Source organism: Syntrophothermus sp., assembly GCF_013314835.1.
Taxonomy (GTDB): Bacteria; Bacillota; Syntrophomonadia; order Syntrophomonadales; family Syntrophothermaceae; genus Syntrophothermus; species Syntrophothermus lipocalidus.
The window spans coordinates 211,437-237,550 of record NZ_JABUEX010000001.1 but is presented as its reverse complement, the minus strand read 5'-3'; the positions used below and the strand labels follow the sequence as shown (position 1 = coordinate 237,550).

29 protein-coding genes are annotated in these 26,114 nt (G+C 50.5%); all 29 read right to left on the bottom strand.

Annotated elements, in window-relative coordinates; translation table 11 throughout:
• Positions 1–188 precede the first annotated feature (188 nt).
• The 29 genes from HPY90_RS01235 to HPY90_RS01095 all read right to left on the bottom strand — a co-directional run bounded on the left by HPY90_RS01235 (position 189) and on the right by HPY90_RS01095 (position 26,112).
• Positions 189–1,094: a polyprenyl synthetase family protein gene (locus HPY90_RS01235; protein WP_287190139.1), complete on the bottom strand. Its 906-nt coding sequence runs from the start codon at positions 1,092–1,094 to the stop codon at positions 189–191.
• A 14-nt stretch (positions 1,095–1,108) separates the two neighbouring features.
• Positions 1,109–1,333, bottom strand: a complete 225-nt coding sequence (gene xseB / locus HPY90_RS01230; RefSeq protein WP_287190137.1) for an exodeoxyribonuclease VII small subunit — start codon at positions 1,331–1,333, stop codon at positions 1,109–1,111.
• Entirely contained in the window at positions 1,311–2,549 is a 1,239-nt protein-coding gene (gene xseA / locus HPY90_RS01225) for an exodeoxyribonuclease VII large subunit (RefSeq protein ID WP_287190134.1), read from the bottom strand. Before xseA ends, xseB begins: the two co-directional genes overlap by 23 nt.
• 37 nt (positions 2,550–2,586) lie before the next feature.
• Positions 2,587–3,441 (bottom strand): bifunctional 5,10-methylenetetrahydrofolate dehydrogenase/5,10-methenyltetrahydrofolate cyclohydrolase, encoded by an 855-nt coding sequence (locus HPY90_RS01220; RefSeq protein ID WP_287190131.1) that lies wholly within the window; start codon positions 3,439–3,441, stop codon positions 2,587–2,589.
• An 8-nt stretch (positions 3,442–3,449) separates the two neighbouring features.
• Positions 3,450–4,328 (bottom strand): bifunctional 5,10-methylenetetrahydrofolate dehydrogenase/5,10-methenyltetrahydrofolate cyclohydrolase, encoded by an 879-nt coding sequence (locus HPY90_RS01215; protein ID WP_287190126.1) that lies wholly within the window; start codon positions 4,326–4,328, stop codon positions 3,450–3,452.
• A 3-nt stretch (positions 4,329–4,331) separates the two neighbouring features.
• Positions 4,332–5,312, bottom strand: a complete 981-nt coding sequence (locus HPY90_RS01210) for a Kae1-like domain-containing protein (protein ID WP_287190123.1) — start codon at positions 5,310–5,312, stop codon at positions 4,332–4,334.
• Positions 5,290–5,706: a transcription antitermination factor NusB gene (gene nusB / locus HPY90_RS01205; protein WP_287190120.1), complete on the bottom strand. Its 417-nt coding sequence runs from the start codon at positions 5,704–5,706 to the stop codon at positions 5,290–5,292. Before nusB ends, HPY90_RS01210 begins: the two co-directional genes overlap by 23 nt.
• A 16-nt stretch (positions 5,707–5,722) precedes the next feature.
• The gene (locus HPY90_RS01200) at positions 5,723–5,941 is read right to left on the bottom strand and encodes a DUF2273 domain-containing protein (RefSeq protein WP_013174612.1); all 219 of its coding nucleotides are present in this window, start codon (positions 5,939–5,941) and stop codon (positions 5,723–5,725) included.
• Between the two features lie 14 nt (positions 5,942–5,955).
• Positions 5,956–6,489 carry an alkaline shock response membrane anchor protein AmaP gene (gene amaP, locus HPY90_RS01195; protein WP_148216492.1) on the bottom strand — a complete coding sequence of 178 codons (534 nt, stop codon included), beginning with the start codon at positions 6,487–6,489 and terminating at the stop codon, positions 5,956–5,958.
• A 95-nt stretch (positions 6,490–6,584) separates the two neighbouring features.
• Entirely contained in the window at positions 6,585–6,971 is a 387-nt protein-coding gene (locus HPY90_RS01190) for an Asp23/Gls24 family envelope stress response protein (protein WP_287190187.1), read from the bottom strand.
• 81 nt (positions 6,972–7,052) lie between these two features.
• Entirely contained in the window at positions 7,053–8,405 is a 1,353-nt protein-coding gene (gene accC / locus HPY90_RS01185; RefSeq protein WP_287190184.1) for an acetyl-CoA carboxylase biotin carboxylase subunit, read from the bottom strand.
• 9 nt (positions 8,406–8,414) lie between these two features.
• Complete coding sequence (gene accB / locus HPY90_RS01180; RefSeq protein ID WP_287190115.1) at positions 8,415–10,337, bottom strand: acetyl-CoA carboxylase biotin carboxyl carrier protein; 1,923 nt, start codon at positions 10,335–10,337, stop codon at positions 8,415–8,417.
• 396 nt (positions 10,338–10,733) lie between these two features.
• Positions 10,734–11,267 (bottom strand): SpoIIIAH-like family protein, encoded by a 534-nt coding sequence (locus tag HPY90_RS01175; protein WP_287190112.1) that lies wholly within the window; start codon positions 11,265–11,267, stop codon positions 10,734–10,736.
• Positions 11,268–11,301: 34 nt separating this feature from the next.
• Positions 11,302–11,889, bottom strand: coding sequence for a SpoIIIAG-related protein (locus HPY90_RS01170; protein WP_287190109.1), 588 nt, complete (start codon positions 11,887–11,889; stop codon positions 11,302–11,304).
• Between the two features lies 1 nt (position 11,890).
• Positions 11,891–12,469, bottom strand: coding sequence for a stage III sporulation protein AF (locus HPY90_RS01165; RefSeq protein ID WP_013174605.1), 579 nt, complete (start codon positions 12,467–12,469; stop codon positions 11,891–11,893).
• A gap of 10 nt (positions 12,470–12,479) precedes the next feature.
• Entirely contained in the window at positions 12,480–13,667 is a 1,188-nt protein-coding gene (spoIIIAE, locus tag HPY90_RS01160; RefSeq protein ID WP_287190106.1) for a stage III sporulation protein AE, read from the bottom strand.
• Positions 13,668–13,680: 13 nt separating this feature from the next.
• The gene (gene spoIIIAD, locus HPY90_RS01155) at positions 13,681–14,070 is read right to left on the bottom strand and encodes a stage III sporulation protein AD (protein WP_013174603.1); all 390 of its coding nucleotides are present in this window, start codon (positions 14,068–14,070) and stop codon (positions 13,681–13,683) included.
• Positions 14,071–14,113: 43 nt separating this feature from the next.
• A complete protein-coding gene (gene spoIIIAC, locus HPY90_RS01150) occupies positions 14,114–14,308 on the bottom strand; it encodes a stage III sporulation protein AC (protein ID WP_013174602.1) in 195 nt (64 codons plus the stop codon).
• 14 nt (positions 14,309–14,322) lie between these two features.
• The gene (spoIIIAB, locus tag HPY90_RS01145; protein WP_041432627.1) at positions 14,323–14,844 is read right to left on the bottom strand and encodes a stage III sporulation protein AB; all 522 of its coding nucleotides are present in this window, start codon (positions 14,842–14,844) and stop codon (positions 14,323–14,325) included.
• Positions 14,845–14,924: 80 nt separating this feature from the next.
• On the bottom strand, positions 14,925–15,905 hold the full coding sequence (gene spoIIIAA, locus HPY90_RS01140) for a stage III sporulation protein AA (RefSeq protein ID WP_287190097.1): 981 nt from the start codon (positions 15,903–15,905) through the stop codon (positions 14,925–14,927).
• Between the two features lie 185 nt (positions 15,906–16,090).
• Entirely contained in the window at positions 16,091–16,990 is a 900-nt protein-coding gene (locus tag HPY90_RS01135; RefSeq protein WP_287190094.1) for a hypothetical protein, read from the bottom strand.
• Position 16,991: 1 nt separating this feature from the next.
• Complete coding sequence (locus HPY90_RS01130) at positions 16,992–18,992, bottom strand: flagellar assembly protein A (RefSeq protein ID WP_287190091.1); 2,001 nt, start codon at positions 18,990–18,992, stop codon at positions 16,992–16,994.
• A gap of 484 nt (positions 18,993–19,476) precedes the next feature.
• Positions 19,477–19,926 (bottom strand): CD1247 N-terminal domain-containing protein, encoded by a 450-nt coding sequence (locus HPY90_RS01125; RefSeq protein WP_287190089.1) that lies wholly within the window; start codon positions 19,924–19,926, stop codon positions 19,477–19,479.
• Between the two features lie 93 nt (positions 19,927–20,019).
• The gene (gene efp / locus HPY90_RS01120) at positions 20,020–20,577 is read right to left on the bottom strand and encodes an elongation factor P (RefSeq protein ID WP_013174596.1); all 558 of its coding nucleotides are present in this window, start codon (positions 20,575–20,577) and stop codon (positions 20,020–20,022) included.
• A 12-nt stretch (positions 20,578–20,589) separates the two neighbouring features.
• On the bottom strand, positions 20,590–21,663 hold the full coding sequence (locus HPY90_RS01115) for a M24 family metallopeptidase (RefSeq protein WP_287190085.1): 1,074 nt from the start codon (positions 21,661–21,663) through the stop codon (positions 20,590–20,592).
• Positions 21,664–22,033: 370 nt separating this feature from the next.
• Positions 22,034–22,483 carry a type II 3-dehydroquinate dehydratase gene (aroQ, locus tag HPY90_RS01110; RefSeq protein WP_287190081.1) on the bottom strand — a complete coding sequence of 150 codons (450 nt, stop codon included), beginning with the start codon at positions 22,481–22,483 and terminating at the stop codon, positions 22,034–22,036.
• A gap of 4 nt (positions 22,484–22,487) precedes the next feature.
• A complete protein-coding gene (locus tag HPY90_RS01105; protein ID WP_287190078.1) occupies positions 22,488–23,828 on the bottom strand; it encodes a TldD/PmbA family protein in 1,341 nt (446 codons plus the stop codon).
• Positions 23,829–23,860: 32 nt separating this feature from the next.
• Complete coding sequence (locus HPY90_RS01100) at positions 23,861–25,252, bottom strand: TldD/PmbA family protein (protein ID WP_287190075.1); 1,392 nt, start codon at positions 25,250–25,252, stop codon at positions 23,861–23,863.
• A gap of 125 nt (positions 25,253–25,377) precedes the next feature.
• Complete coding sequence (locus HPY90_RS01095; protein WP_287190072.1) at positions 25,378–26,112, bottom strand: type IV pilus inner membrane component PilO; 735 nt, start codon at positions 26,110–26,112, stop codon at positions 25,378–25,380.
• Positions 26,113–26,114 lie beyond the last annotated feature (2 nt).

The following is a 26,114-nucleotide window of genomic DNA, read 5'->3' as shown; positions in this document are numbered from 1 at the left end:
CCAGATTGTTTTCTTTGATAAATTCCCGAAGGTGCTTCCTAAAAAGTTTTTCGTCCATTTTCCTTACCCCCTTGGTAAAAGTTTACCTTTTTCCCAAAGGGGTTTACACAGTTAATTGTACAGTCCCGAATCAGCTATTAAGATAACAACATCTGTGGGTATCTTATACAATCTGTGTTCATCAGTGGCTAACTCCTGCGATGAAGCAGGTATAAGGCCAGGTTGCGCAGGAAGTCGGCTTCGGCTCCGAAAACATTCAAGCTTTCGACCGCTTCCTCTACCGACGACTTTGCCAGTTTCTTAGCCTCGTCCATACCCAATAAGGAAGGATAAGTAACTTTGCGCTTCTTCTCGTCACTACCTACCGGTTTACCTGTTATCTTCTCATCACCTTCAACATCCAGTATATCATCGGTAATCTGAAAACCGAGCCCGAAGTTTTCGGCATAACGGGTGAGGGCCTGCAATCTTTCGTCCTCCACTCCAAACAGCAAAGCTCCGGCCCGCAAACAAGCCCGGAAAAGAGCCCCGGTTTTCTTACTGTGAAGGGTCTTCAGAGTGAAGAAGTCAGTGTCTTTGCCTTCCAACTCCAGGTCCAATACTTGCCCTCCCACCATGCCTAAACTGCCGACCGCCCTAGCCGTTTCCCGAACAACTTTTGCCACGTACCTAGGTTCCATCCCCGGCAACTCAGCACAAGCGGTCATTATCTCGAAGGCTAAAGTTAGCAACGCATCCCCAGTCAGGATGGCATTGGCTTCACCAAACACTTTATGACAGGTGGGCTTGCCCCGGCGCAAATCGTCGTCGTCCATTGCCGGCAGATCATCGTGTACCAGGGAATATGAATGTATCATCTCCATAGCACACGCAACGGGTAACGCGCGGGTCAGATCTTTCCCTACAACCTGAGCCGACTCCAAAACCAAAATCGGGCGTAAGCGCTTACCACCGTTGAAAACCGCGTAGTGCATAGCCCGGTGAATTACCTGGGGGTATGCGTTTTCGGGCGGCATAAACTCACGCATAAACTTTTCTACGTAAGCCTTCTTGTCAGCCAGTTCCCCCTCGAACGTTACAACATTGAAACCCACTCTTCATTCCTCTCCTATCCTTCGAGCGGAGCTACCTTCCACCCAGAATCTAGATCCGCTGTAAGTTTCAGCACCCTTCCTTCTGCTTCCCTTAACTTTTTCTCCAGGAAACGCAGAAGCTCCACCGCCTCTTGAAATATGGTCAAGCTCTCTTCCAGCGACAAGTTTCCTTCTTCCAACCGCAATACTATTTCCTCCAAACGGGTTAAAGCCATTTCAAAGCTTACGATTTCTTCCATCCCTCACCTGCTCCTTTGTTTTGACCTCCACTGTCATTCTGCCTTCCCTCAGTATTATCTCCAGCAGTTCCCCGATGCGAACCTTTTCTACACCTTTTACAACTTCTCCTGCTTCCGGCTTTCGCACCACCGCGTATCCACGCTCCAATACCCTGAGCGGGCTTAAGGCATCCAGACGCCCACTGATACTCTCCAATCCGTGGCGTCTAAGGTCAATATCGGATTTCGCCGCCTTCAACAACCTTTCCCGTAATTCGCCCACGCGCAAGCGCTGATGTTGCAGGAGCCCGTCTGGTCCTGCCCATATTCTCCTGGCTCTAAAATAGTCAACGGTCTGCCACTTTGACTCAATGTTTCTCTCCATCGCTCTTCGCATCCGCCTTTGAAGCAACGCCAAATCCTGACGCAAGGCTTCTATATCTGGAACAGCCAATTGGGCCGCCTGGGTAGGGGTAGCAGCTCGTACATCGGCCACCAAGTCGCAGAGCGAATAGTCCACTTCGTGCCCCACCGCCGAAATCACCGGTACTGAAGAAGCACTCACGGCCCTTACTACTTCTTCGGTATTAAAAGCCCACAAATCTTCAAAGGAGCCGCCCCCACGTCCTACGATGATGACATCTATTTCACCGTATTCGTTCAAAGCGCGGATAGCACGGGCTATCTCCTGGGCGGCCGACTCTCCTTGTACTGAACTGTGGGCAAGAACCACAACCGCTCCCGGATGCCGTTGCCGGATTACCTTGAGAATATCTCTAAAAGCTGCCCCGTCAGCAGATGTAACAACCCCCACCCTGTTAGCGAACTTCGGCAACGGTTTCTTTTTGTCTGGAGAAAACAGCCCTTCTTTTTCTAGTCTTTGCCGAAGCTGGAGCAGTTGCAGGTACAAAGCCCCAATGCCGTCCGGTTCCAGGTCTTCCACGTACAGCTGGTAGCGCCCGCTGCGCTCGAATACCGATACGTAGCCAAGAGCGATGACCTTCATGCCGTTCTCCGGCACAAACCGTAAGGACCTTGCTCGGCTCCGGAACATCACACAACTTATGACAGCCCCTTCATCCTTGAGACTGAAATAGGAGTGTCCCGATTTTTGATAATACTTGAAATCAGATATTTCCCCTTTTACCCATATAGAAGCCAAAACCATATCATTTTCCAGGAGAGATTTTATATACGTGGTGAGCTCGCTTACCGTGAGAATCCTTTCCCTGTCCATCTCTTTACCTCACAAGCTCTTGATGAACCTTCTCTACTTACCAATCGTCAGCAGCGAAGACCTGCTCCCGATAGGCGGTAAGCAGGTTTTCGAGCAACTTCGCTATCAACAAAGGTCCGATGCCCCCTGGCACCGGAACCAGCCATCCAGCCTTTCCTGTCACCGACATCGGGTCCACATTCCCGCAAACCCGGCCTGCTTCCCAATGAAAACCAGCATCTATCACCAAGGCTCCCGGTTTGAGGTAATCTGCCTTCACCATCAGGGGGCGACCTTTTTCGACCACCAGTACATCGGCCCTGGCTGCTACCTCTTCCCACTCATGGGCCTCGGGTATAATACATACCCGGCTCCCGCGAGCCATGAGCAAAAGGGCCAGCGGCTGGACCAGATCAAAAGAATCCCCCACCAGTACTGTCAAAAGCCCCCTGGGATTACGATACATGGTGATTATATCCATACAAGCCAGGGCGGCACAACTCACGAGAAAAGGAGGTGTAGAAAACAGCTTACCGCGGTTAAAAGGGTGAAAACCGTCGACATCCTTGACTACACTGAGCGAAGACAGGACTGTTTCTTGCTCAGTCGCCAAAGGGCCAGGTAAAGGCAACTGCACCAGGATGCCGTGAGTGTGGGGATCCGCATTCAGCTCTCTTATCTGCCCGAGTAATTCCACCAAAGTGGTATTTTCAGGCAAGTTGATTGCTCGGCATTGACCTCCTATTTCGTCTACCGCCTTTTCTTTCAAGCGTACGTACCGTCGGCTCTCCTCATCGTCACCGACTAACAATATCGCCAGTTGAGGTTTGGGAAACAAGTCGTTTACTTCTTCTTTTAGTTTTGCTTTGATAACATTGGCCATCTCCGAGCCTTTGACTATCACTGTATCCACTCTCTCGCCTACCCCTTCCCTTGGGTTTCTCTTTCGAGTTGCCATTTGGCCGCCTTTACCAGGTTTTGTAACAAGAAAGCTACGGTAACCGTTCCCGTTCCTCCCGGAACCGGAGTTATGTACGCAGCTCGGTTCTTGGCTTCTTCAAATTCCACGTCGCCCACCAGTTTGTCGCCTACCGCGTTCATGCCTACGTCGATGACTACAGCCCCTTCCTTAATCCATTCTCCTTTTATTGCCTGAGGATGTCCCATAGCTACGATGAGAATCTCAGCCCGACGCGTATGTTCCTCTAACAAGCCCCTCTTAGAAGTGAAACTGTGACAGATAGTAACCGTGGCGTTCTCCGCTAACAGCAACAAGGCACAAGGTTTTCCGACAATATCGCTGCGCCCTATGACTACAGCTTCTTTGCCAGCAAAGTCGACTCCGGTGGACTTTGCAAGTTCAACCGCTGAGAGGGCCGTACAAGGAACCAGTTCAGGCATACCCAAAAGCAGGCGCCCCAGGTTGTACGGGGTCACGCCTTCGACATCCTTTTGGTAGGCAATTCTCCACTGAGCCATTTTGCTATTGATATGGGACGGAAGTGGCATGTGCAGGATTATTCCGTTAATCGCCGGGTCCCGATTGAGGTTGTCTATGGTTTTGAACAACCGATCCTCCGAAGTATTAGCAGACAATTCTATGAGTTCACAGCTGATACCGACTCTTTCTGCCAGCCGGCGCTGAGAAGAAAGATATACCTGGGAAGCCGGGTCCTCTCCCACTTGAACCGTCATGAGACAAGGATTAATCCCTTCTTGCTTTAATTCCTTAACCCCCTGGGCTACCCCAGCCAGTATGGTGTCTGCCAAACTTTTTCCGTAAAGAATATTAGCTTCCAACAGTCACACCTCTTTCCCTGTCGTTTTTAACCACTTCATCCACCCCAACCAAGCTGTTCCCGCGGCGTTGTCCGAGCTGAGACCAGGTGGGGCAAAGTGAAGCCGACATGACAACGAAGGATGGGAAAGCCTTTCCTTGAGCCTGTTCCTTATGATGAAATTGGCCATCACACCTCCCACCAGCAAAACATCCTTGACGCCTACGATCTTCGCTTTTTCTCGAATAACCTTTTCCAGGGTATTGGCTATGCACAAGAACACAGCACGACTGACCTCGGGCAAAGGTACCCCCTGTTCTACCCAGCGAAGGGCCTGGGCTTCTGCCCCGGAAAAAGAAAAAGAGTCCCCCTTCACAGCTGCCGGAATTCTTAGCCCACATTTTTCTGGGGCTAATTCTTGGGCCAGTTCTTCCATGAACTTGCCGCAAGGAAACGGCAGTCCCATCTTAACCCCTACCCGGTCCACCAACTGCCCTGCGTGCAGGTCAGCCGTCGCCGCCAAAATCGATATATCGTAATATGAAGACTGCCCCGGCTGTACCAGTAGAACCTCGGAAGTACCTCCAGAGAAATGCACGGCTATGTATCTTTCTGGCAGATTAACCCCAGATCCTCTCTCCCCAGCCATTATGTGCCCCTCTTGGTGGCTAAAGGTAAAAAGGGGGATACCTAGAACACTGGCCACAGAGCGGGCCACTGTCTCTCCTGCCCGGAAAACCGGCATATAGCTGCCGGCTACGTTGCGGGGTCGATCGCTGACCGCTACCGCTGCCAAGGAATAGGTAGCCCAATACTGGTTCATTTCATTAAATAAAAAAGGAAGGTTTTTTATGTGGGCGAACAAGGCCTCTGACTGGCGGAGACCTCGTTTTCCCAACTCAACCTTCAATACCTCTCGCTTATCGGCCACTAATTCCCCGCGCTGGTCGACCAGGGCCACAGAAGTGGTGTAGGCGCTGGTATCAATCCCGACAAAACCCTTCACTCTTTTCCCCCATTATCCTATCTAAGATAGCATTGATAAAACTGCTGGAGTTTTCATCACCGTACTTTTTGGCCAACTCCACCGCCTCGTTAATGACCACGACCGGGTCGATCTCGGTATACAACATTTCACACACGGCCATCCTCATGATGTTTCGATCAACCGTCGCCATCCGGCTGATGCTCCATTCCGGTGAATACTTGCTTATCAGGCCGTCGATGCTCTTCACGTGCTCAAGGGTCTTATCTATCAATTCTCTGGCAAAAGCCAAGTACCGATCGGCCAGAGGAGTCTCCGCAGTCAAATGCTGCAAAGCATCCCTTGGAGACGCTCCCGCCAGATCCACTTGAAACAACACCTTGAAGGCGGTTTCTCTTGCCAAACTTCTGCTCAAGTACAGTCCCCTTCCCCTACCTGTTCTTGAAAACCCGCTGGATCCAATCATCAAACCGACCGTTTTCATCCAGGCTCCTGCCAATGCTGTAACCGACTAAAACACATAAAATGATCAAAAGGGTTTTCCAAAAACCGTAGACCACCATCAATATCCCGGCTACAAGACCCACCAGGATCCCGATGGCCTTACCGCGATGGTACTCCAGTAAGTGCATAATAAACTTCTCCCACATAGGCGTCATGCCTCCTATTTTACCCGAGGGCTTTTATTAACGATATCGTCGACCAGGACCTTTATCTCCGCCACCTTCAGCCCCCCAATATCCTCCAATTGGCGACTCACCTGGTTCTGGAGGTTCTCGGTCATTTCCGGCACCCGGTAATCCGGGTTTATCATGAGGTGCAAGAATACCCGAATCCCATCACGACTGAACTTGACTACTGGCTTTACCTCCCGTATTCCTTCAACCGTCCGAGCCGCTTTCATAATGATCTGTTTGACGGCAGGTACGGTCATGGAAATTTCTCCTAAAGGTCCTTCTAAGACAGTTGTCACAGGGGGCTCGTCCGATTTCAATGAAGCTATCAATACGTAGAGCCCGATGAGGAGGCCCAGCCCGGCGACCCCTCCCGTAATTATACGTTCGCGGGTCGTATTCAAAACCTCGTTCAACCACGTCAAGGGCTGACCAAAACCAAGCGACAGCGCCAGAACCCCAGCCATAACCACCATAAAAAACAAGTTATACAAGAACATCCATAACCTCCAGGTCGCTGACATATCAACCGCCCCCTTTTCACCCGATTACTGCTGAAATACGAACAACCCCCTGTTTCTTCGCAGGGGGTCGGTTAATACTATCGATTGGCATAAATCTAGCCCTCGAAACCTTCTTCTTTTTCTCCGGCCTTTTTCATCGAAACTCCGACCACGTGTACGTTAACCGCAGTTACTTTTAGCCCGGTCATATTCTCTACCGCTGATTTCACCTGATCCTGGACTTTTTGGGCTACCCGCGGAATTGGAAAACCGAATTCGATAACCAAATAAATATCGATGGCTGTCTCCTTTTCCCCGACCTCGACCTTTACCCCTTTACTCAGGTTCTTCTTGCCTAACATCTCCACTATCCCGGTCCCCCAGCCACCGCTCATCGCCGCAACCCCTTCGACTTCAGACGCGGCTAACCCGGCGATGATAGAAACGACTTCGTCGGCGATCCTGATCGAACCTAATTCCGTAGCGGTTTCGGTCCTCTCCATGATTCTCTCATCCACTGTTCCCACCTCCTAGTACCCCCATTTTAAGCAATAAAGCCACAAAATTCAACCTCAGCACCGACTTTACCTTCCGTCGGGATTAATCCGCCTCTGAATGAAGTTGGTATACACTTCTCCTCTTTGGAAAAAGGCGTTCTCAAGTATCTTCAAATGAAAAGGAATGGTCGTCTTGATACCTTTGATGGTAAACTCACGCAGGGCTCGATCCATACGGGCTATGGCCTCATTTCTGTCCCTGCCCCAAGCGATGACCTTGGCCACAAGAGAATCGTAGAAAGGTGGAATGGAATAACCGGCATATAAGGCCGAGTCAACCCTTATGCCCGGTCCCCCGGGCGGGATGTATTCTGTGACTGTCCCTGGCGAGGGTCGAAAATCTATATCGGGATCTTCAGCGTTTATACGACATTCAATGGCCCACCCGTGGATCCTGATATGATCCTGAATAAACCCAAGGGGTTCCCCGGCTGCAATCCTAATTTGCTCTTTCACGATGTCTATGCCCGTCACCATCTCCGTTACCGGGTGTTCAACTTGAATCCTGGTATTCATTTCGATGAAATAGAAATTGTGATGCTTGTCTACTAAGAACTCTACCGTTCCCGCGCTGCAATAACCGGCAGCCCGGGCGGCCAGCACTGCCGTCTCACCCATACGCTTCCGTGTTTCTTCGTTTATGAAAACGGACGGTGCTTCTTCTAGTAACTTCTGGTTGCGTCTCTGAATAGAACAGTCCCTCTCGCCCAGGTAAACTAGGTCGCCTTGTTCGTCTCCTAATACCTGAACCTCGATGTGTCGAGGTTCTTCTATATACTTTTCTATGTAAACCGAACCATCACCGAAGGCGGCTTGGGCTTCAGCCTGAGCTGTAGCCAACGCCTTTTCCATGTCTTTGGGGTTGTGGGCCAAGCGCATACCGCGACCGCCGCCGCCGGACGCCGCCTTGATCAAGACCGGATACCCGATCTCGTTCGCTAGTTCCAGAGCCTGCCGCAGGTCTTTGACGGCCCCCTCGCTGCCTGGAACGACCGGGACACCTACCTTCTTGACCATTTCTCGAGCACGTATCTTGTCCCCTATAGCGTTGATAGCTTTGGACCCTGGCCCTATGAACTTTATATCGCAGGTTTCACACATCTCGGCAAAATAAGCGTTTTCTGCCAAGAAACCGTATCCGGGGTGGATGGCATCAGCGTTAGTAATATTAGCAGCAGCCACAATATTGGGTATATTGAGGTAGCTCCGGGTGCTGCTGGCCCCCCCGATACACACGGCTTCGTCTGCCAACTTTACATGAAGTGAGTTACGGTCGGCTTCTGAATAGACTGCCACCGTCTTGATCCCCAGTTCTCGGCAAGCCCTGATTATCCTGACTGCGATTTCTCCCCGGTTTGCCACCAGCACCTTGGTGAACAATTCCATCACCTACTCCTTCGCTATCAAAAACATGGTCTGCCCGTATTCAACCGGGTGAGCATTATCTACCAGAATGTCCACTACTCGGCCTTTGACTTCGGACTTTATCTCGTTCATCAGTTTCATGGCTTCGACAATACACAAGGTCTGCCCCGGTTCGACCCTATCCCCTATCTCCACGAACGGCGGTGCGTCTGGAGCCGGTGCGCGGTAAAACGTTCCTACCATAGGGCTTACTACTGCGACCAGGTCCTCTTCCGGTTCTAGCTCCTCATATCTGGGGGTTTTTGCCGGTTCTCTATCTCTTGTCTCCCCTTCGCTAATCGGTTCGCGGGCAGGGGAACTGGCAGAACGGCTACTCTTGCGCAAAGTCAACTTGTACTCAGGCCCTTCCAACTCCAACTCTGCGATGCTGGTATCGTCGAACAACAGCATCAACTCCCGAATCTCATCGATGTCCATGTCTTGTCCCCCCTTGCCAGTCACTCTCTTTTGTGCTTTCCTTGTTGGTTGTCTGCCAGCAGGTTTCTCTGTTTCTCTCTGACTCGCATTCTTTTCGTTGAATAAAGGCTTTTCCTCAGTTTCGCTTTGAGTCTGTCCAGCCTGATCGCGGTAAGCGAAAAACTTGAGGGCTACTTGCGGGAACAAGGCATAACTGAGAACATCTTCCTCGTTCTTAGCCACGTCTTTGGTTTCTTTTAGAGCCTTTTCCCAGCCCGGTTCCAGCAAATCAGCAGGTCGAACAGTTATGACCTCTTCCTCGCCGATAATCTTCTTTCTTACTTCGGGTTCTATAGGCGCCGGGGACCGACCGTAAAGCCCCCTCACGTAATCCTTTACCTCCCCTGGGCACAGCTTGTACCTTTCACCCATCAAAACATTGAGCACCGCTTGTATACCCACTATCTGGCTGGTAGGAGTTACCAATGGCGGGTATCCCAAATCTTTTCTGACTTTTGGAATCTCCTCCAATACCTCGCCCAGGCGGTCGGCTGCTTTTTGCTCCTCCAACTGAGCCACAAAATTAGAAATCATGCCCCCCGGAACCTGGTGCTCAAAAACTTTCATATCCGCGATGCGGGTAACCCCCCGCTCAAAACCCTTTTGCTTTCGAATCTCCTCGAAATGGGAAGCGATTTCAAACAGATCGTGCAGGTCGAGTCCTGTATCCCACGGAGTGCCCTGCAGGGCCCTGACGATGGTCTCAACCGGAGGCTGAGAAGAACCGAAAGCCATAGGACCACTCGCAGCATCCACGACGTCCACCCCGGCCTCAGCTGCTTTCAGGCAAGCCCCTACTGCCAGTCCTCCTATGTAGTGGGTATGCAGCTGAATCGGCAACTCGACTTTTTCTTTGAGCAAGCTTACCAACTCGTAGGCCTGGTAAGGAGCGAGCAGGCCAGCCATATCCTTTATACAGACGGAGTCAGCTCCCATGTCTTTAAGCTTCAGAGCAGTCTCAACAAAATAGTCCATGGTATGAACGGGACTGATGGTGTATACCACGCAGGCCTGTACATGTTTGCCTGCTTTCTTTGCAGCCTTCATCGGAACGGCTAAGTTTCTGACATCGTTCAAAGCATCGAATATCCTGAATATGTCTATACCGTTTTCCGCCGCCTTCTCCACAAACTTCTCCACTATATCATCCGGGTAATGACTGTACCCGACCAGGGACTGCCCGCGCAGCAGCATCTGCAGCTGTGTTTTCTTGACGTACTTCCGAATAGTACGCAACCGTTCCCACGGATCCTCGTTGAGGTAGCGCAGGCAAACATCGAAAGTAGCTCCACCCCAAACTTCCAGCGAATGGTAGCCTATGTTGTCGAGCTGTTCCAAGACCGGTATCATGTCCTCAGTAGTCATCCTAGTGGCCCAGAGACTTTGGTGCGCGTCTCTCAGGCTGGTATCCGTTATTCTCAATCTCTTCATTTTAGACCTCCCCGGAACTGCAGTTGTAGGGGCTTGCTGGCTAAAAATTAACTCAGGCCTTGCCGACCTGAGTATTACGGGCTTCCATCCTACTCGTCCCCCGTACGTTTAGATGACCATCACTTGTTTATCCTCGGCTACGCGTTCAGGTAATCATACTGATGCAAAAATATTAAGTATATATAGGGCCTTAGCAACCTTCTTATATTATAGAGAGACCGAAAGTCAAATTCAACAGCTTGCCATGGTTTCGAGCAAGTATACACGCTTATCCACGCTTATCCCCAAAACGCAAATTGGGGACGGTTCTCATTTTGCACGTGCAAAACAGAAATGGTTCCGAATTTGGGTGGGAACTAGCGGAGATACAGGGAACGGTTACCATGGGTTAGATTCTCATTTAACTGAAGCCCTTGTGATAACGCATACGTGATCGGGGCGACACTGGATAACGCTGGCCACCTGTTTCTTTAATTCGTTTTCCTCATCCAGAGGAATGGCCGCTCCTTTGTAGGATACGATTACCGTAGTAAGAGAGGGTTGTACGATGACCACGCAATCCTCGTACCCCCTGGCTTTGACCAAGGCTTCCGCTTTCATCTCCCGGTCTATGGTCATAGATATCTCCACCAAACGGGCCGCAGCCTTTTCTCGGGATTTTTGGTCCAGGTTGGCGTTATTGAGCATTTCCCGTAGCAGTTCCACCTGCTGATCTCGGGTTCGTTCCCTTTCTAACCTGTACTCCGAGAAAAAACCCTGGTCTCGCCCCACCGTCACCGGCTTCTTCGTAGATACAGAACTAGTAACTGGAGTGGTCTCCTTCTCACGTTCGGGTACTGACCTCCCCGCCAGTATTACCCAACTGCAAATTGCCAGTAAGAAAAAACCTACCACCAGGTAAATAGCCTTTTTATCCAACTTAAGAACCATTGGTAGAATCCCCCCATTCGTGTTCCTCCGTTTTTTATTCTCGGGGTAAAACTAGCACCCGAGTAGCAGGAAGATCCAGCAAAGTCTCGACTGCTCTGGTGATTTGCTCTTTGACTGCCGGGTTCGCCGCCCCGTCAGCCACCACTAAAACCCCCTTCACCTGCGGAGCCTTCTTTTCCACGAGCAACGGTGATTGACTGCCCATAACTACCAAGTCTTGGGATGTATTGGTGTCTGTGGTCTTGCGTACCCCCCCGTCCTTGTCGGTTTCCTCGGACGATGTCTTCTGTTCTTTGGTGTTAACAGCGTACGAATTGACTCCTTCCGAAACCAAAGTCAGGCTGACCTCGACTTGCCCTGCACCTTCAATCTGCGATAAAATACCGGCCAGTTCCCGCTCCATATCTGCCTTAACCGATGTCCCTTTCCCCGAAGACAACGCGCTTTGCTCCGGCTTTGTCGTGCCCTGGCGACTGCTTGATACCGGCCACATCAGGAGTATTATCCCCAAGACTGCCAAACAAGCCAAGGCCCAACGTGACTTCAAGTAAGTTTGAATCTTGTTCCCCGAACCACCTAGAGGCAGATATCTCTTCTTCTCCTTAACTGCTTCTCCCGACATGTTAACCCCCCTCAAACTCCACTTTAACCTGTTCCGGTTCCAGCCCGTAGAGATTCTTAACGAGGTCTATGAGTTTTTGTTCAATGCCCTTTTTCTGTTCTCTGTCGCGTCCGCTGGCTATAAACGCGTCGACCTGGAATGTTTCCGACTTGTCCTGTTTTGGCTTGGAACCGACGATTAGGACCAGGTGAGATATTTTGCCTTGGTCATCCAGTTTGACCTCGGCCCGTAATGATTCAACCCCAGGAACCAAAGAAGCTATAGCAGCTACTTGTCCCTCGGTCTTGGCTTTTAGCTGGTTCGACGCCTCCTTTAACATCTTGTTTCGCAAAGCTTCCCCTTGATGTACTGCCATTTCCGTCTGCTTTTCTGGGTACTTTACCTCCCACGCTTCCATAGCCAAATCCTGGGTTTGGTTAACAAATTTCAAAGTCGGGTTTAGCACTGCTATGACCACGAAAAGGCCTATGGCAAACCTTACAAACGGGCGCAAGCTGCTAGAAGGTAACATGATTTCTAAGAAACCGGCCAGAAGAGCTATCGCCGCCAGGTTTCGCACCATGTCTGAAATAAGACTCAAGTCCAGCACCTCACTTGAGCAACAAAGGCTGGTTAGTGATACCGGCGAGCACCGTAATCATTATGAAAAACATTAAAGCGACGGCCACCACCGAGGCCAAGACCAATGTCAGGTGTTTAGCCATGATATCCAAGGCCTGGGCTGTCCTGGCATCACCCAGCGGCTCTACCAGAGCGGCCGACAGTTTGTAAATGAGAACGATGGCCCCTATCTTCAAAACCGGGAAGATGCAAATGCCGAAGACTATCACCAAACCGAAGATGGAAAGAGCGTGCTTCAAGATCGCCATATAGCCCAGCGTGTATTCCAGGGCCTCCGATAACAGTTTCCCGATTACAGGGAAGAAGCTGGTTGCAAACTGCGTGGTCTTGAGAGTTACTTCGTCCAATACTGCTCCGTAGACGGTTCTGAGTCCTAACAACCCTACGAAAACAGTCATGAACAGCCCTAACCCTACTATGGCCGCACTCGAAAGCAGTTTCCCCAGTTTCTGCACCTGCACTGTATCGGCTGCAGTGTCTACCAGGTGCAGCACTGCGGAAAAAACAACCAGCGGGAAGACCACATGCTGGATAGCACTGGCACACGCAGTGCAAGCAGTCATCATTAGAGGAAACAAGGCAGTAGAGGTGTTGATCCCTCCCATCCCCGCCACCAAAACCGTCATTTGTGGCAACACACTCACCATAAAATCGGACATATCCGTAACCGTTTGCTGTCCCAGGCCCAAGGCATAACGAAAAGATGCGATCCCTACCGCCATTAAAGCCATGAAGGCGGCCATATATGATATCCTGCTGGTTCCCTCTCCTCCGAAAGCCGCCTGAAAATTGACCAAAAGCGATGTAACCACGGACAAGACCATAAGCTTGCCCAGCAGTCCGGCGTTGGCAGCCACTTCTCCTAGAAAGAACCGCAGAAGGTTTCCCAAAACCTCTTTCACATTTAGCTCCCATTTGCCTTGAATAAAGTCGATGAACCACTGTTTCAACGACACCTTTTGTAAATAGGCTGATAACTCCCCGTCTATCTCGTTTTTGTACTTCTCCATTTCTCGGAGATCCAGACTATCTAAACCCTCCTCCCAGGTAACCGATGCTGCCTGCGATGAATCTCCGGCTAGCACGGGCCTGCTCCAACTTAGAAGAGCAAGTATTAACGTTACTCCGATAAGCCACAACTTCTTCACCTTTAGCACCGGGTCCCACCGCCTATCCGGGCATAATGTCCATAATGGATTCGAGTATCGCCACCAGAATCGGCAAAGCCAATACTGCAATGATCACTTTGGCCGCAAACTCGACTTTTTGGGCAACGGCTTGCTCACCGGCATCGCGGCAGATTACAGAGGCAAACTCGGCCAAATAAGCAACCCCCAAGATTTTGAGCACAGTCGAAACAAAAAAGAAATTGACTTCTGCCTTCCGAGAAAGCTGGCTCACCACCTGAACCACAGAAAAAAGCTTCCCTATAATCATAAAGAAGACAACGATACCAAAAGCAATACTAAGAAGAACCGCTATTTGTGGTTTTTCTTGGCGCAAAAACATCAGAAATACGGTGGTAACCAATGCTATCCCGACTAGCCGGGCAATCTCCATTAACCTTTTCCCCTCCGCTAACAAGCCGGTTTAGTACAACGGCTTAAAGGTCAAACACGGTCCTGACCATGGTGAACAGCTGGCTCAAAAGCTGGACCAGAATAATCAAGACAACTATCACCCCGGCCAGGGTGAGCATCTGGGCTTGCTCCTCTTTTTGCGCCTGTTTAAGAACTATACTCAGAACGGAAATGAGAATGCCAATGCCTGCAATCTTAAATATTATAGCGGTATCCACGAACACCCACCCCTTTACAGCAATAGAAGTACAACCAGGGTTCCCAGAAGAAACCCCCCGTAGGTCCATAGTTTTTTTTCTGTAGCCGCAGTCTTAAAAGCTGAATCTTCCAATTGTTTTATCTCTTCACCCAGCAGTTGGAAAGCTTTTTTTTGCTCTTCAGTATCGGACATTCCCAGGCGCGAAGCGAAAGATTGTAATAAGAACAGGTCAGTCTCGCTCAGATCCGAGTTTTCCTGAAGGGTCTTTATTCCCTCCAGCCACGCTTCTTCGGCGGTTACGCCTCCTCTACGTTCAAGGCATCCTGCAGCAACCGCCAGGAACTGACGGGTAGGAGGCTCTGCCAGTAGAGCCGTTTTCTGCAATGCGCGCGGAAGAGGGTTCTGCAGATAAGTAATCTCCTTTTCTAAAATTGCGAGAGCAAAACGGATTGACTTTAATTGCCTCACGCGGTTGTCCAGACTTTTGGCACCGGCCAAACCATAAGCCCCGCAGGCCAAAAACGTCAACAAACCTCCCACGATTTTTACCAGCATAGCAACCAACCCCTTAACACCTGCTGTCAAAATGTGGTATAATTTTCAACAATCTGTGTTAATCTGCGTTAATCCGTTGTCTATCCGTGGCCCGTTTTGGAAACAGAATTACCGCCTGAACTCGGGTTGCGATATACCGCCTCAACCGTACCCGGACCCTTTCTTCGAGACAAGACCACTAGTGCTTCGAACACACCGCTGGCTAATAGACCAGCCATGATCGGGCGGCGGCTTATATCTTCGAGGTCAGTACCGTGAGCGGTGGCAATAACCGATACTCCGGCGTTAACGCATTCTTGTAGAGCCTCCGCATCCGCCGGGCGTCCGATTTCGTCCACCACGACGAGGTGAGGCGAAAGCGATCTTACCGCCATCATCATCCCCAATGCTTTGGGACAACCATCCAGCACATCGGTGCGGTTTCCGACGTTGAGCTGTGGAATTCCCTGGTAACAGGCTGCTATTTCTGAACGCTCGTCGATCACGACCACGTTGAGATTGGCCGGCCCGTCCGAATACAACCTGGTCAAATCCCGCAACAAAGTGGTCTTGCCGCAGCGAGGCGGGGAAACAATAAGGGTATTTAATATCCTGCGCCCGGTTACAATCAAACGGCTTGCTATCGGCTCGGCGCAACCTACCATCTCTCGCGCCACCCTGAACGCCAGCCCCGAAAAATCCCGCATCGTTTTAATCTCTCCCTGGGCCAGCACCACTCTCCCCGCCAGACCAACCCGGTGTCCACCCCTCAAGGTGATAAACCCTCGCTTTAATTCTTCTTCCAGGGCATAGATCGAACTCTGGCTAACGGAGGCCAAGGTACGCTCCAGGTCTTCTTCTCCTACCGTGTATCCGAGGTTATACTGCTTGGTGAGTTCGCCTGTGACTTTGACAGCATACTCCTCATCTCCCAACCTGACCAGTAAAGGACGTTCAACCCTCAATCGTATCTCTTCCAATTTCCTTAGCCTTTCTGCGGGCAGCGCCCCTACTATCTCCTTTATCGGCCCCGACAAATATGGAATTATTTGTCCGCGTATCTTGTCCTCAATTTTCGCCAAGCACAACTCACCTCCCGTATTTAATACTTATTGGCTTAAGGGTGAAATTATGCCAAACAGAAGAAACACTGGAATACCTGGCTGGCACTGGCAATCAACAGCTACAGAAACACGGGCAAACTAAAACGGCTCTGCCAGTTTGAACCGACAGAGCCGTTTGAAATAGTGTTGGATCCCCCGGGGATTCACACTCCGTTGCCCGGCATATCCCCTGATTTCTTGCTATCCTTCCATGTTGCAATGTTGCCCGCATACCCTTTCTCCAGTTCATATATGTAGAGTAGCGAAGCTAAATAATCGCAAACTCCATTGACCGCATTTAGCTCCATCTCATTCATGGAACCGTGCAAACAAAGCCAGCCAATCTCTTGTCCCCTAGCCCTAAGAAGAAACATATGTATATCTTCTTGCCGGCAACTGTATCCCATACCCCTGACCAACTCCTCAAACCAGTACAAGCATTCATCGCTTGTTTTGGCCACGTCTTTGTCCGAAAGAGAATTCATAAAGCCCTGTACCATGTCATCGGTTGCGGCAAAACCTTCACTGGCTACTACTCTTACATTTGCGCCTTCCCATACCAGCAATAAACCTCTTCTCGCCTGCGACTCCGAAACTAGTACGCTGAGCATTCCCTTGAACACATTGTCCCAATCTTCTCTTTCGCTGTGTATCTTGGTAAGCAACATAAGAAAATACAATTTGTTGAGGAATTCACTCTGTTGTGCTGCCCTAAACATATCGACAGTATACCTTATGATACGCCCAAAACCAGCGGGAGGCACGAGGTCACTCAGGTAAAGCCGATGTTGCCACGAATAAGACCACATCTTCTCTTCCAGTTCCCAAGGCCTAGGAACCACAACTATCACCCCAGCAGCCTGCCTTGCCAAAGACATGATATACTGCTCGTAAGCCTTCACTTCATCTGAATCTTTATAACAACCGATAAAGATTTCGTCTATATCGACCTCATTTACCTGAGGATGATGCTCGACTACGCGCAATTCAGACTGTGAGGCCAAAGCTTTCAGTAAATCGTTGTTAACAACTCCTCGATTCTGCCATACTACAAGCCGCACCATCTCACCTCATCCTTATCCTGCGTTCCTCATCCATCCAGACCACCAGGCCCTCGCGAGGCTCATCTATTCTTACCGAATGTCTTCCAATTCCAATAAGAACGTTACCCAACACGCGCTCGCAGACAACCCTGCGATTCTCCGTTACATTAACCCTGGTCAAAGCCCCTACTTCAGAGCCCAGTTCTCTCACGTAGACGTCGTTAGCCGCGATTATCTGCCCTCCCCTGAATACCCCAGGCGTTCCCTTTACGGTAACCCGTTCAGCCGATGAGAGCAAGGTGTTGAAACACCCTTGGCCGTCTACAGTTATCGAGCCCGTAGCATAAACCTCGCTGTTCAAGGCATACCGAAGATAGACCTCGGATTTTCTCTTGATCCGGGATTCTGCGTTTGATATCCAGTCTTTTAGATTGTTTACCAATTCAGACACGTTATGATTGCCGGGAACAGCAACACTCGAAACCGGATGAAGCACCATATTTGTTATCGATTTGAACATGTTGACTTCAGTCTCTTCCAGACTAAGCCCCTTCTCTTCGCACACTTCGAGCAACTCTTTGGCCATGCGTGGGAGATCTCGCAGCTTCCTTTCCAGCAGTACTTCTACTATCCTCCCAGCTGCAACCGGTTGTTTTCCCCGCCATTGGAGGCGCAGGTTAATTTGACAAATAGCGTCTTCGACTATCTCCAGGTCATGGAGGATGCGTTTGGCCATAGGCAACACTTTGCTAAGCTCGGCCGTCTCGCCCCCAGCCTGTACCCTTGAGTTTACTACTGAATCCAGGCAAACCACCCCGTCTCTAGCCGTGACCCGAGCTTTTTCTACGATGCCCAAGACCTTGATCATACCTTCTGCGCTTACAGTCATGCCCGAAGTAACGTTGCCTTTAATCAAGACGTCGCCCGAAAACCTGATGTTACCCGTACTGATATCAACATCGCCTTCAATCAATAACAATGGCAAGACTTCGACCAGGTTTCCCGTGACCTTGGGCCTCCCGCTTATCGTTGCCACCAATCGGTCATCAACCTGCCTAACTCCTTTTCCAACTCTAAAATGAGCGGCTCTAGGCAATTTAACTCCTATCTCTTTCCCCGTCACCGTCATCCCCGGCTGCCCCTGAACCGGTTCTACTATTCTGGCCACTACCTCGCCCGCCTTTACCGACTCGAAAATGTTCAGTTCTCGAAAATCAACTTTTTGTTCATCCTTTGCTGCGGTTGTGTCTGTATGCCGCTCATAAACTAGATCAAGGTATCCGTCCTTACTAGGTACCGCAGGCCTGCCGAAAGCTACGGCCACACGCAGCCCATTAGCTTTAAGCACCGCTGTCCTCACTTTCTCCTCATCCACCCCGTATACTACTCCTTTTTCTCGCAGGGCCTGCAGCACTTCGTCGACAGACAGAGGAGGTAAAGGCTCTTCAAACTCTTCCACCGCTAGCTCGAGCTCAGCTGCCGGTTCCGCGTCCCGAAGCCTTCTAACCTTCCTGACTGGAGGATATACAGTAAGATAGGCACACAGACCGTCTTTAGAAATCTCGATCTCGTATAGTCTCTGATCTTCCGGGGCAATTACCTCACATACGATCTCGTCCTTGTCGGTTACTACGGTTCTCTTGGTATGCGTTATTCCGTTAATTCTCAGCTTGATTTGGGGGCACGGCGCAACAGTCGGATAACGCCCGTTACCCCTAGGAGGAATAACGACTATTGTTCCGTCCTTTACCCCTACCAAGCCGTCTCGGTCCTCTGTCGCCTCTCTTGCCAAATCAAGTACCAGGGCTTCTAGGACCCGCTCGTCGTCATCTATCCCGTCTCTTTCCTGGTCAATCATTTTTACCTTTATCACAGCCGGAGCACGACCGAAGCCGAGGAACCCACGACTTCCCTTATATATCACCTCGATTTCCATCCTATCCCGGGATATCTTCAAAGCACTCTCCGCCTTGGCGATAGCTTCAGCAACGTTGCTTCCCTCAAACCAATGTGTTTTTGTCATCTCCGGTCACCCTGCGGCAGCCGGCATACTTTAAAATCAGTTTTCGCTATATTCAGAACCATCCACCTCGCCCCGTGAGAACAATTAATGCCTGCTATCGTGCTAATTCCGGTAAGTGTCCGTTTTTTAAGACATATTCGACGTTGCTCGAAATTTCCCTGCTCGCTTTCAAATCCGTCCAATCCTGGTTCTCGAAAACCGGTTACGGTCGGGAAAACAGGAACAAGTAAACGTAAAGAACTTGTCCCATAAAAAAACAGACAATTACGACGTTTCAGCCAAAGTTTCCCTACTGTGCTCAAGTGACGACTTGCCGCATCTATCGCCGGGAAAGATTCTTGGTCACCATTGCTTGCAAAACAAAAGTACCACTACCCACAATGTAGTGGTACTTTCGGATCTAATCACTCATACTTCATACAGCTTTTCAAAGCTTCCCAACGTGAACCTGACTATCCTTCATCCGTACCCAGTTGGGAAAGTTCTAATTACCAGCAGATCCAGAATTCCGGCCGTCTGGACTCGGACTGTTCTCCCCCTCGATCCCGCTTTCCATCACCGAGGGTTCAAAGTCAAAGGAACCATCGTTGACGAAAACAACCTCGTTGCACTTGGGACATATGATCTCAATAACGTCGTCATCTTCCAAAACGTCGGCATCGAAGTACACCTCTTCTCCGCACTTCTTGCAGGTCATATAGATGCAATCGTCGCCGTATATGTCTTCTTCCAGCAGGTTCAGGTCATCATCAATGCTTTGGACATACTCCTTAAACTCTTCCATTTCCGTCCGCAAAACACAAATGTCGTCTATTACCCCCTCCAGCACGTCCAATATGCCGTTCATAATCTTGCCCTGCGGGCCAAGCTCGGCCACGTTTATGCCTTCGCTCAACCCTTTCAAATAGCTAATCCTTTCTGACAAGTTTTTCAAACACGATCCCCCTTCTCGCGCCTGATCTCTGCCTCCGGGACCAGGTCACAACTCATTTATATAGTATTATTCCGCTCCAAAGGGGGTTTTATTTCAAACGCGTTCAATATACTCTCCGGTTCTGGTGTCGATCCTGACTCGATCCCCGACGTTCACAAAAAGAGGAACCTGAACCGTGGCCCCGGTTTCGAGTACTGCTGACTTGGTCCCACCGGTGGCCGTATCGCCCTTGATTCCAGGCTCTGTTTCTACGACCTCTAATTCAACAAAGTTGGGCATTTCTACCCCCAAGATCTGTCCCTGATAAAGTAACACCTGAATTACCATCTGCTCCTTGAGGTACTTGATCCCGTCGCCAATTTGGTCCTTACTAAGCGATATCTGGTCGTAGCTTTGGGTATCCATAAAAATATAGTCCTCACCGTCGTTATACAAGTACTGCATTTCTCTCTTGTCTAGACGGGCTCGCGGCACCTTTTCTCCGGCTCGAAAAGTCCGCTCTATGACCGCTCCTGACCGGATGTTCTTCATCTTGGCCCTAACAAAAGCAGCTCCTTTGCCGGGCTTAACGTGCTGGAATTCTACCACCTGCCAAACATCGCCCTCTACTTCGATGGTCAATCCAGTCCTGAAATCATTAACAGAGATCAAGCCCTTCCCCTCCTACTGAATAATAAGCAACTTCTTTTCTGCTTTGGTCAAAACTTCACAACCTGTTTCTTTTACTATTACGACATCCTCAATCCTAACTCCTCCCCAACCGGGGATATAAACCCCCGGCTCAATCGTTACAACCATGTTCTCGGCCAGGATTTCCTCACTTTTCGAACTGACCGCCGGTTCCTCGTGCACTTCCAAGCCCAAACCGTGGCCGGTAGAATGGACAAAATGCGGCCCTAATCCGTGTTTTTCAAGATATGAACGGGCCGCTCTATCAACTTCTCGGCACGCTACGCCAGCCCTCACCGTCTCTATGGCCGCAACCTGGGCCTCCAAGACCCGATAATACACCTCGCGTAGGCGATTAGAAACCGTTTCAATAGCCACCGTGCGGGTGGTATCTCCAGCATAACCCGAGTAAAAACCACCAAAATCCAAGGTCAACATGTCGCCCGGTTCGATGCGTTTATCGGTAGGTTGACCGTGAGGTAGGGAAGCCCGGGGCCCGGAAACCGCGATGATATCGAAAGCTTCCTTTGTACAGCCTCCGCGGCGCAGAAGCCTCACCATTTCCCAAGCAATATCTCGTTCTGCCCAACCTGGCCCAATGTTAGCAATCAGGTTCTCGAATGCCCAGTCACCGATCCTGATAGCCTCGGCAATGTAAGCTATCTCCGACTCATCTTTCACCTTCCGCAACTCCTCGACTAGCCCGCTTTGCGGTTGTAGTCTATCGCCGATTTCTTTACGCAGTCGTAGGTACTGATCATAAGTAAGGTGCCGGCTCTCAAATCCAACCCGCCCGAGACCTCGAGCCAGCTCCCCTATCACCCGCAAGTAATCGGATTCTGCCTCGACTACCTCCCAACACCGGCACTCGACCGTCGCCTGCTCAGTATATCTTCGATCGGTTACTAAGTATACCCTGTCTCCGGTAACCAAAACTAAGCCGTCTGTACCAGTAAAACCGGAAAGGTAAAGACAGTTTTCCCTTTTGGTGACCACCATCGCTTCTATTCCTTGGCGTTCCATCAACCGTCTTAGCCGCTCTACCCTGCTCAAACCTTCTACAGCCACCCTCTGTCCGACACCCCCCATCCTGACCGATATTTTTACCTAACTATCTTATCCCACGCCGAAGAAACGAAACTCATCGTCTCGCCATATGATTTAGACGCTGATTTACGCAGATTTTTTAAAAAACATAATCATACGTGATTTCACTGCGAAAAGGGTAAACCATATAGTCTTAACCTAACATATTATGGCTATTATTGGTCCTAGCGCTACATACGGGCAAACAGACAAGCACCGGCCAACCTGAAGGGGTTTTTGCAGTGAAATCACCATATTATTCGGTTTTTTGAAGCCTCATACTATTGAGACTTTTACATAGTAATAATCGCTTCGAATTCTATCAGCGTAAATCAGCGTCAAATATCAAGTGTTAATCCGCGCCTCGTTCTCGCAGCAAAGAACATGCCGCCTCGACCGCTAAACGGTAACTCAAGGTTCCCAGCCCGAAGACACCCCCCAGGGCGACCGGTGCCACCAAAGACCGGTGGCGAAACTCTTCACGGGCGTAAGGATTGGTCAGGTGTACTTCGATAACCGGCAGCCGCACGGCCTTCAAGGCATCATGCAGGGCTATACTATAATGGGTCAAAGCCCCGGCATTCAGGATGAGAAAATCGGCTTTCCCTTTGGCTGCATGGATGCAATCTATAAGCTCGCCTTCGTGATTGGATTGGTAAAACTCTATGTTTACCCCCCATTTCCGGGCGACAGTCTCCAGCTCTCGGTTCAACTCTTCCAAAGTCACGTTTCCGTATAGCTCCGGCTCCCGGCTTCCTAAAAGGTTTAAGTTAGGCCCGTTTATCACCAGAATCGTCCGCATTATCTCATTCCCCCGCGATGCTCAAGCCCTTCACTCTCAAGGTGGGCGCTCCAATCCCGCCAAAGAAACGGAGGTCTTCTCCGACGCCCTCCACTCCCTGCAAAAACTCCTGTAAATTACCGGCAATAGTAATGCTTCGCACCGGTCTGGTCAGTTCCCCGTTTTCAATCAAGATGCCCGCAGCTCCGACTGAAAAATCTCCCGAAATCGGATTCGCGGTGTGTATTCCCATAACTTCGGTCACGAAGAGCCCTTGAGATACCTCTTTTATCAGCTGTTCGGGTCTGCTCACACCCGGAAGAACAAATAAATTGGTGATACCTACCCCGGGCAGGCTGCGAAACGATCCCCTGACCCCGTTCCCGGTCGACTTGGTATTCGCTTTATTGGCAGTGTAGGTATCGTACAAGAACCCTTTCAGTATTCCACGATCGATCAAGACCGTCCGTTGGGTGGCAACTCCTTCCCCGTCGAACGGGAAACTGGCTATTCCTTGCGGTGAAGTTCCGTCATCGACAAGAGTAAAATTGCCGGCAGCTACTGTTTGTCCGATTTTGCCAGCCAGGAAAGACTTGCCTTTCTGCACGGAATCCGCGTTGACCGAGTTAACCAGAACTCCTAGAAAGCTAGTAACAACGTAGGGTTCAAATATACACGGTACCGATCTAGAAGTTATCGTTTTCGCCCCCAGCATGCGCACCGCGTTATGCGCCGCTTCCCTTCCCACCCGGGCCGGATCTAGTTCTTTTACCCGCCTAGCAGCAGCATACCCAAAGCCGGTCTGGGCATCTCCCTCTTCTTCTGCCACCAGGTAAGCGTACAGGGTACAAAAAGCCCCCCTTTCAAAAGCTTTGATTCCGTTGGTATTAAAGACGGCTAGAGCAAACTCGGAATCTTCGTAAGCTGCTTTTTCAATGACCTTGATTCTGCGATCGTAAGCAAGTGCCGCCGATTCCAGATCCCGGGCCATCTGAATCTTCTCCTCAACGTTAACCCGGCGCACTTCGGGATCGTATACATTGAGCTCCGGGTACTGGTATCGTCCTGCCGGCAGGCTGTTGTTTTCATCGCTCGCGGTAAATTTAGAACTTTCGACAGCCCGGTCCAGAAGCTGGTTCAAAGCCTCTGGACCGAGATCCGTGCTGTAAGCGAACCCTACCCTGCCTTCTTTGATAACCCTAACTCCTATCCCTAATTCTTCTGCTTCTGCCAGGGTCTCGACTGTTCCTTGTGCCACCTCTATGCCCAGTTCCCGGTTATAGAACAGAAACGCCTCCGCCTCTACCCCTTTTTGTCTGGACATCTCCACGACCTGTTCTCCTGTCTTCACCAACTCGTCCCGCATCAGCGCACCACCTTTTTCTGCCTTAGACCTTTTTATAGGGCTGTTCCTCCAACCGTCAATTCACGGATACGAATGGTAGGTTGGGCATCGGAAACCGGTACCCCCTGCCCATCCTTACCGCACTGCCCGATGGCAAACTCTAGGTCTGATCCAACCATATCGATGTTATTGAGGGCCTCCGGCCCGTTGCCGATAAGCGTGGCCCCGCGAACCGGGTATTTTATCTCTCCGTTTTCGATGATATAACCTTCCTGAACCTCAAAAACAAAATCTCCGTTGGTAGTGTTTACCTGTCCGCCGCCCATTTTGCGGACTAAAAGACCTCGAGAAGTGCTCTTTACTATCGATTCGGGATCATCGCGGCCGGGGGCTATAAATGTGTTGGTCATGCGAGGGATCGGTTTGTATTGATACGACTCCCTGCGCCCGTTGCCGGTCGACTGGCGGTTCTCCTTTCTCGCGGTTAGCCGATCATACATGTATTCGACCAAAACCCCGCGGTCAATCAACACCTTGCGAACGGCTTTTACTCCTTCATCATCAAAGCAAAAACTGCCGTAGTTACCCGGCAAAGTAGCGTCGTCGATAACGCTGACGCATTCTGAAGCCACCTTTTGCCCTAATTTGCCCCGGTATACCGACAACCCTTTCTGCACCAAGTCGGCTTCCAATCCATGTCCACAAGCCTCATGCACCATCGTCCCACCGGCTTCGGAGGACATGACAACCGGCATCCTTCCCGCCGGGCATGGCCGTGCCTCTAGCATCAGCAAGGCACGCCGGGCTGCTTTTCGAGCCACCTCGGTTGCAGACTTTTCCTCAAGTAGTTCCCAGCCCTTGACCGCGCCCAGGGCTTCGTACCCGGTCTGAATCAGCCCGTTTCTCGCCGCCACTGCATTGACCACGAAACGCACCCTGGCAGTTTCGTCCTCCACCCAGTCACCTTCAGAGTTGACGATCAGTACCTTTCGTTCAATGTCGGCCAAACCGACCGTCACCTGTTTGACGTTGGAACCCAGCTCCCGTGCCGCTTCGTTGGCAGCCAGGACCTGCTCCATCTTGAAATCAAACCCCACTGCTGACGGACGTCGAACAATCGCCAGCCTAAAATCTGGCTTCAATACCTTAAAGTCAAGCGATACATCCGTCTTTTCGCTCGCGTTCTTCACCACGTGGGCTGCTACAGAAGCCGCGCTTATAAGGCTTCGTTCGCTCAGATCATTAGTAAAAGCGTAGGCGGTGTTGCCTTGGCTGATAACCCTAATCCCCGCTCCCTTCTCGCTCCCGCTATGCACGCGCTCGATCTTGTTGTCCTCGCAAAAAACGCTAGTAACCGCCCGGTTCTCAACATACAGTTCCGCAAACTCAACCCCACGGCTCATCACCGCCCGTAAGACCTTTTGCACCAGCTCTCGGTCAATCATGACGCCTCTTTGCTCCTCTCGTCGTATTGTAGACCCGTAGCCACAGATGAATATCGCTCATTAGACGCAGATTTACGCTGATTTTGTAATGTAATCTTCATAACTTATCCTTGTGATTCCGGTACTTAAGGCTGCTGAGGAAAAAGACTCCTATCCCTGGTATTTGGGGCCGTAACAGTCTTCAAACTTTTCTCATTTTCTAGTTTTTGCAAAGAAGGATCAAAATACACGACTATAGTACACTCGCACACCATAAGACCAGACTTTTCCTGTAGCATAGTCTCATCCGTCTGCTCTCCCTGGTCAGTGCTCCCCGGTGACGGCACCAGTTCCCGTTCAGCCACGCTTGGCGCAAGGTTCAGTCTTCGAGAATTAGCTTCCACTTGCTGGTACAGCCTGATTTTTTCGACCGACAAAAATCGTTTGCCCGTTTCCACACCTTGCAAAAACGACCACAAGTCTTCGTATTTTCCCTCTAGCCGGCATCTCAACGCGTAGCTGGGGAAGGGCTCCTCTTTACCAGAAACATGGGTTACACGTTCCACTTTCGACAGTCGGATGCCGCTAGCCCGTGCCAATTCAGTAAGGTACAGCAGTAACTCGTCCCTCCCTGGCTCATGAGGCACCTGGGCATCGTTCTCCCGGCCAAGTGCTGCTAATTGGGTTCTTGTAGCTTGAAGGCTTGACGGTTTGTCAGACCCGGCCTTTGTCTTTTCTAATTCTTTCTGCAGCCCGGCGTTGCATATCTCAATTTTTGCCGTCTCTTCCCGTAGCGGCTGGTAGAAACAATTATAGAATAAAATCCAAGACACTACTACTATTACCAGTACAGAAAATTCCTTGATCCTACTTATACCCATGC

Coding starts and splice junctions, on each gene's coding strand:
- xseB (WP_287190137.1), bottom strand. CDS start 1,333: ATGGAAGAAATCGTAAGCTTTGAAATGGCTTTAACCCGTTTGGAGGAA.
- xseA (WP_287190134.1), bottom strand. CDS start 2,549: ATGGACAGGGAAAGGATTCTCACGGTAAGCGAGCTCACCACGTATATA.
- HPY90_RS01200 (WP_013174612.1), bottom strand. CDS start 5,941: ATGTGGGAGAAGTTTATTATGCACTTACTGGAGTACCATCGCGGTAAG.
- amaP (WP_148216492.1), bottom strand. CDS start 6,489: ATGTCAGCGACCTGGAGGTTATGGATGTTCTTGTATAACTTGTTTTTT.
- HPY90_RS01190 (WP_287190187.1), bottom strand. CDS start 6,971: ATGGAGAGGACCGAAACCGCTACGGAATTAGGTTCGATCAGGATCGCC.
- accB (WP_287190115.1), bottom strand. CDS start 10,337: ATGAAGAGATTGAGAATAACGGATACCAGCCTGAGAGACGCGCACCAA.
- HPY90_RS01175 (WP_287190112.1), bottom strand. CDS start 11,267: ATGGTTCTTAAGTTGGATAAAAAGGCTATTTACCTGGTGGTAGGTTTT.
- HPY90_RS01170 (WP_287190109.1), bottom strand. CDS start 11,889: ATGTCGGGAGAAGCAGTTAAGGAGAAGAAGAGATATCTGCCTCTAGGT.
- spoIIIAD (WP_013174603.1), bottom strand. CDS start 14,070: ATGGAGATTGCCCGGCTAGTCGGGATAGCATTGGTTACCACCGTATTT.
- spoIIIAB (WP_041432627.1), bottom strand. CDS start 14,844: ATGCTGGTAAAAATCGTGGGAGGTTTGTTGACGTTTTTGGCCTGCGGG.
- HPY90_RS01135 (WP_287190094.1), bottom strand. CDS start 16,990: ATGGTGCGGCTTGTAGTATGGCAGAATCGAGGAGTTGTTAACAACGAT.
- HPY90_RS01130 (WP_287190091.1), bottom strand. CDS start 18,992: ATGACAAAAACACATTGGTTTGAGGGAAGCAACGTTGCTGAAGCTATC.
- aroQ (WP_287190081.1), bottom strand. CDS start 22,483: ATGCGGACGATTCTGGTGATAAACGGGCCTAACTTAAACCTTTTAGGA.
- HPY90_RS01105 (WP_287190078.1), bottom strand. CDS start 23,828: ATGCGGGACGAGTTGGTGAAGACAGGAGAACAGGTCGTGGAGATGTCC.
- HPY90_RS01100 (WP_287190075.1), bottom strand. CDS start 25,252: ATGATTGACCGAGAGCTGGTGCAAAAGGTCTTACGGGCGGTGATGAGC.
- HPY90_RS01095 (WP_287190072.1), bottom strand. CDS start 26,112: ATGGGTATAAGTAGGATCAAGGAATTTTCTGTACTGGTAATAGTAGTA.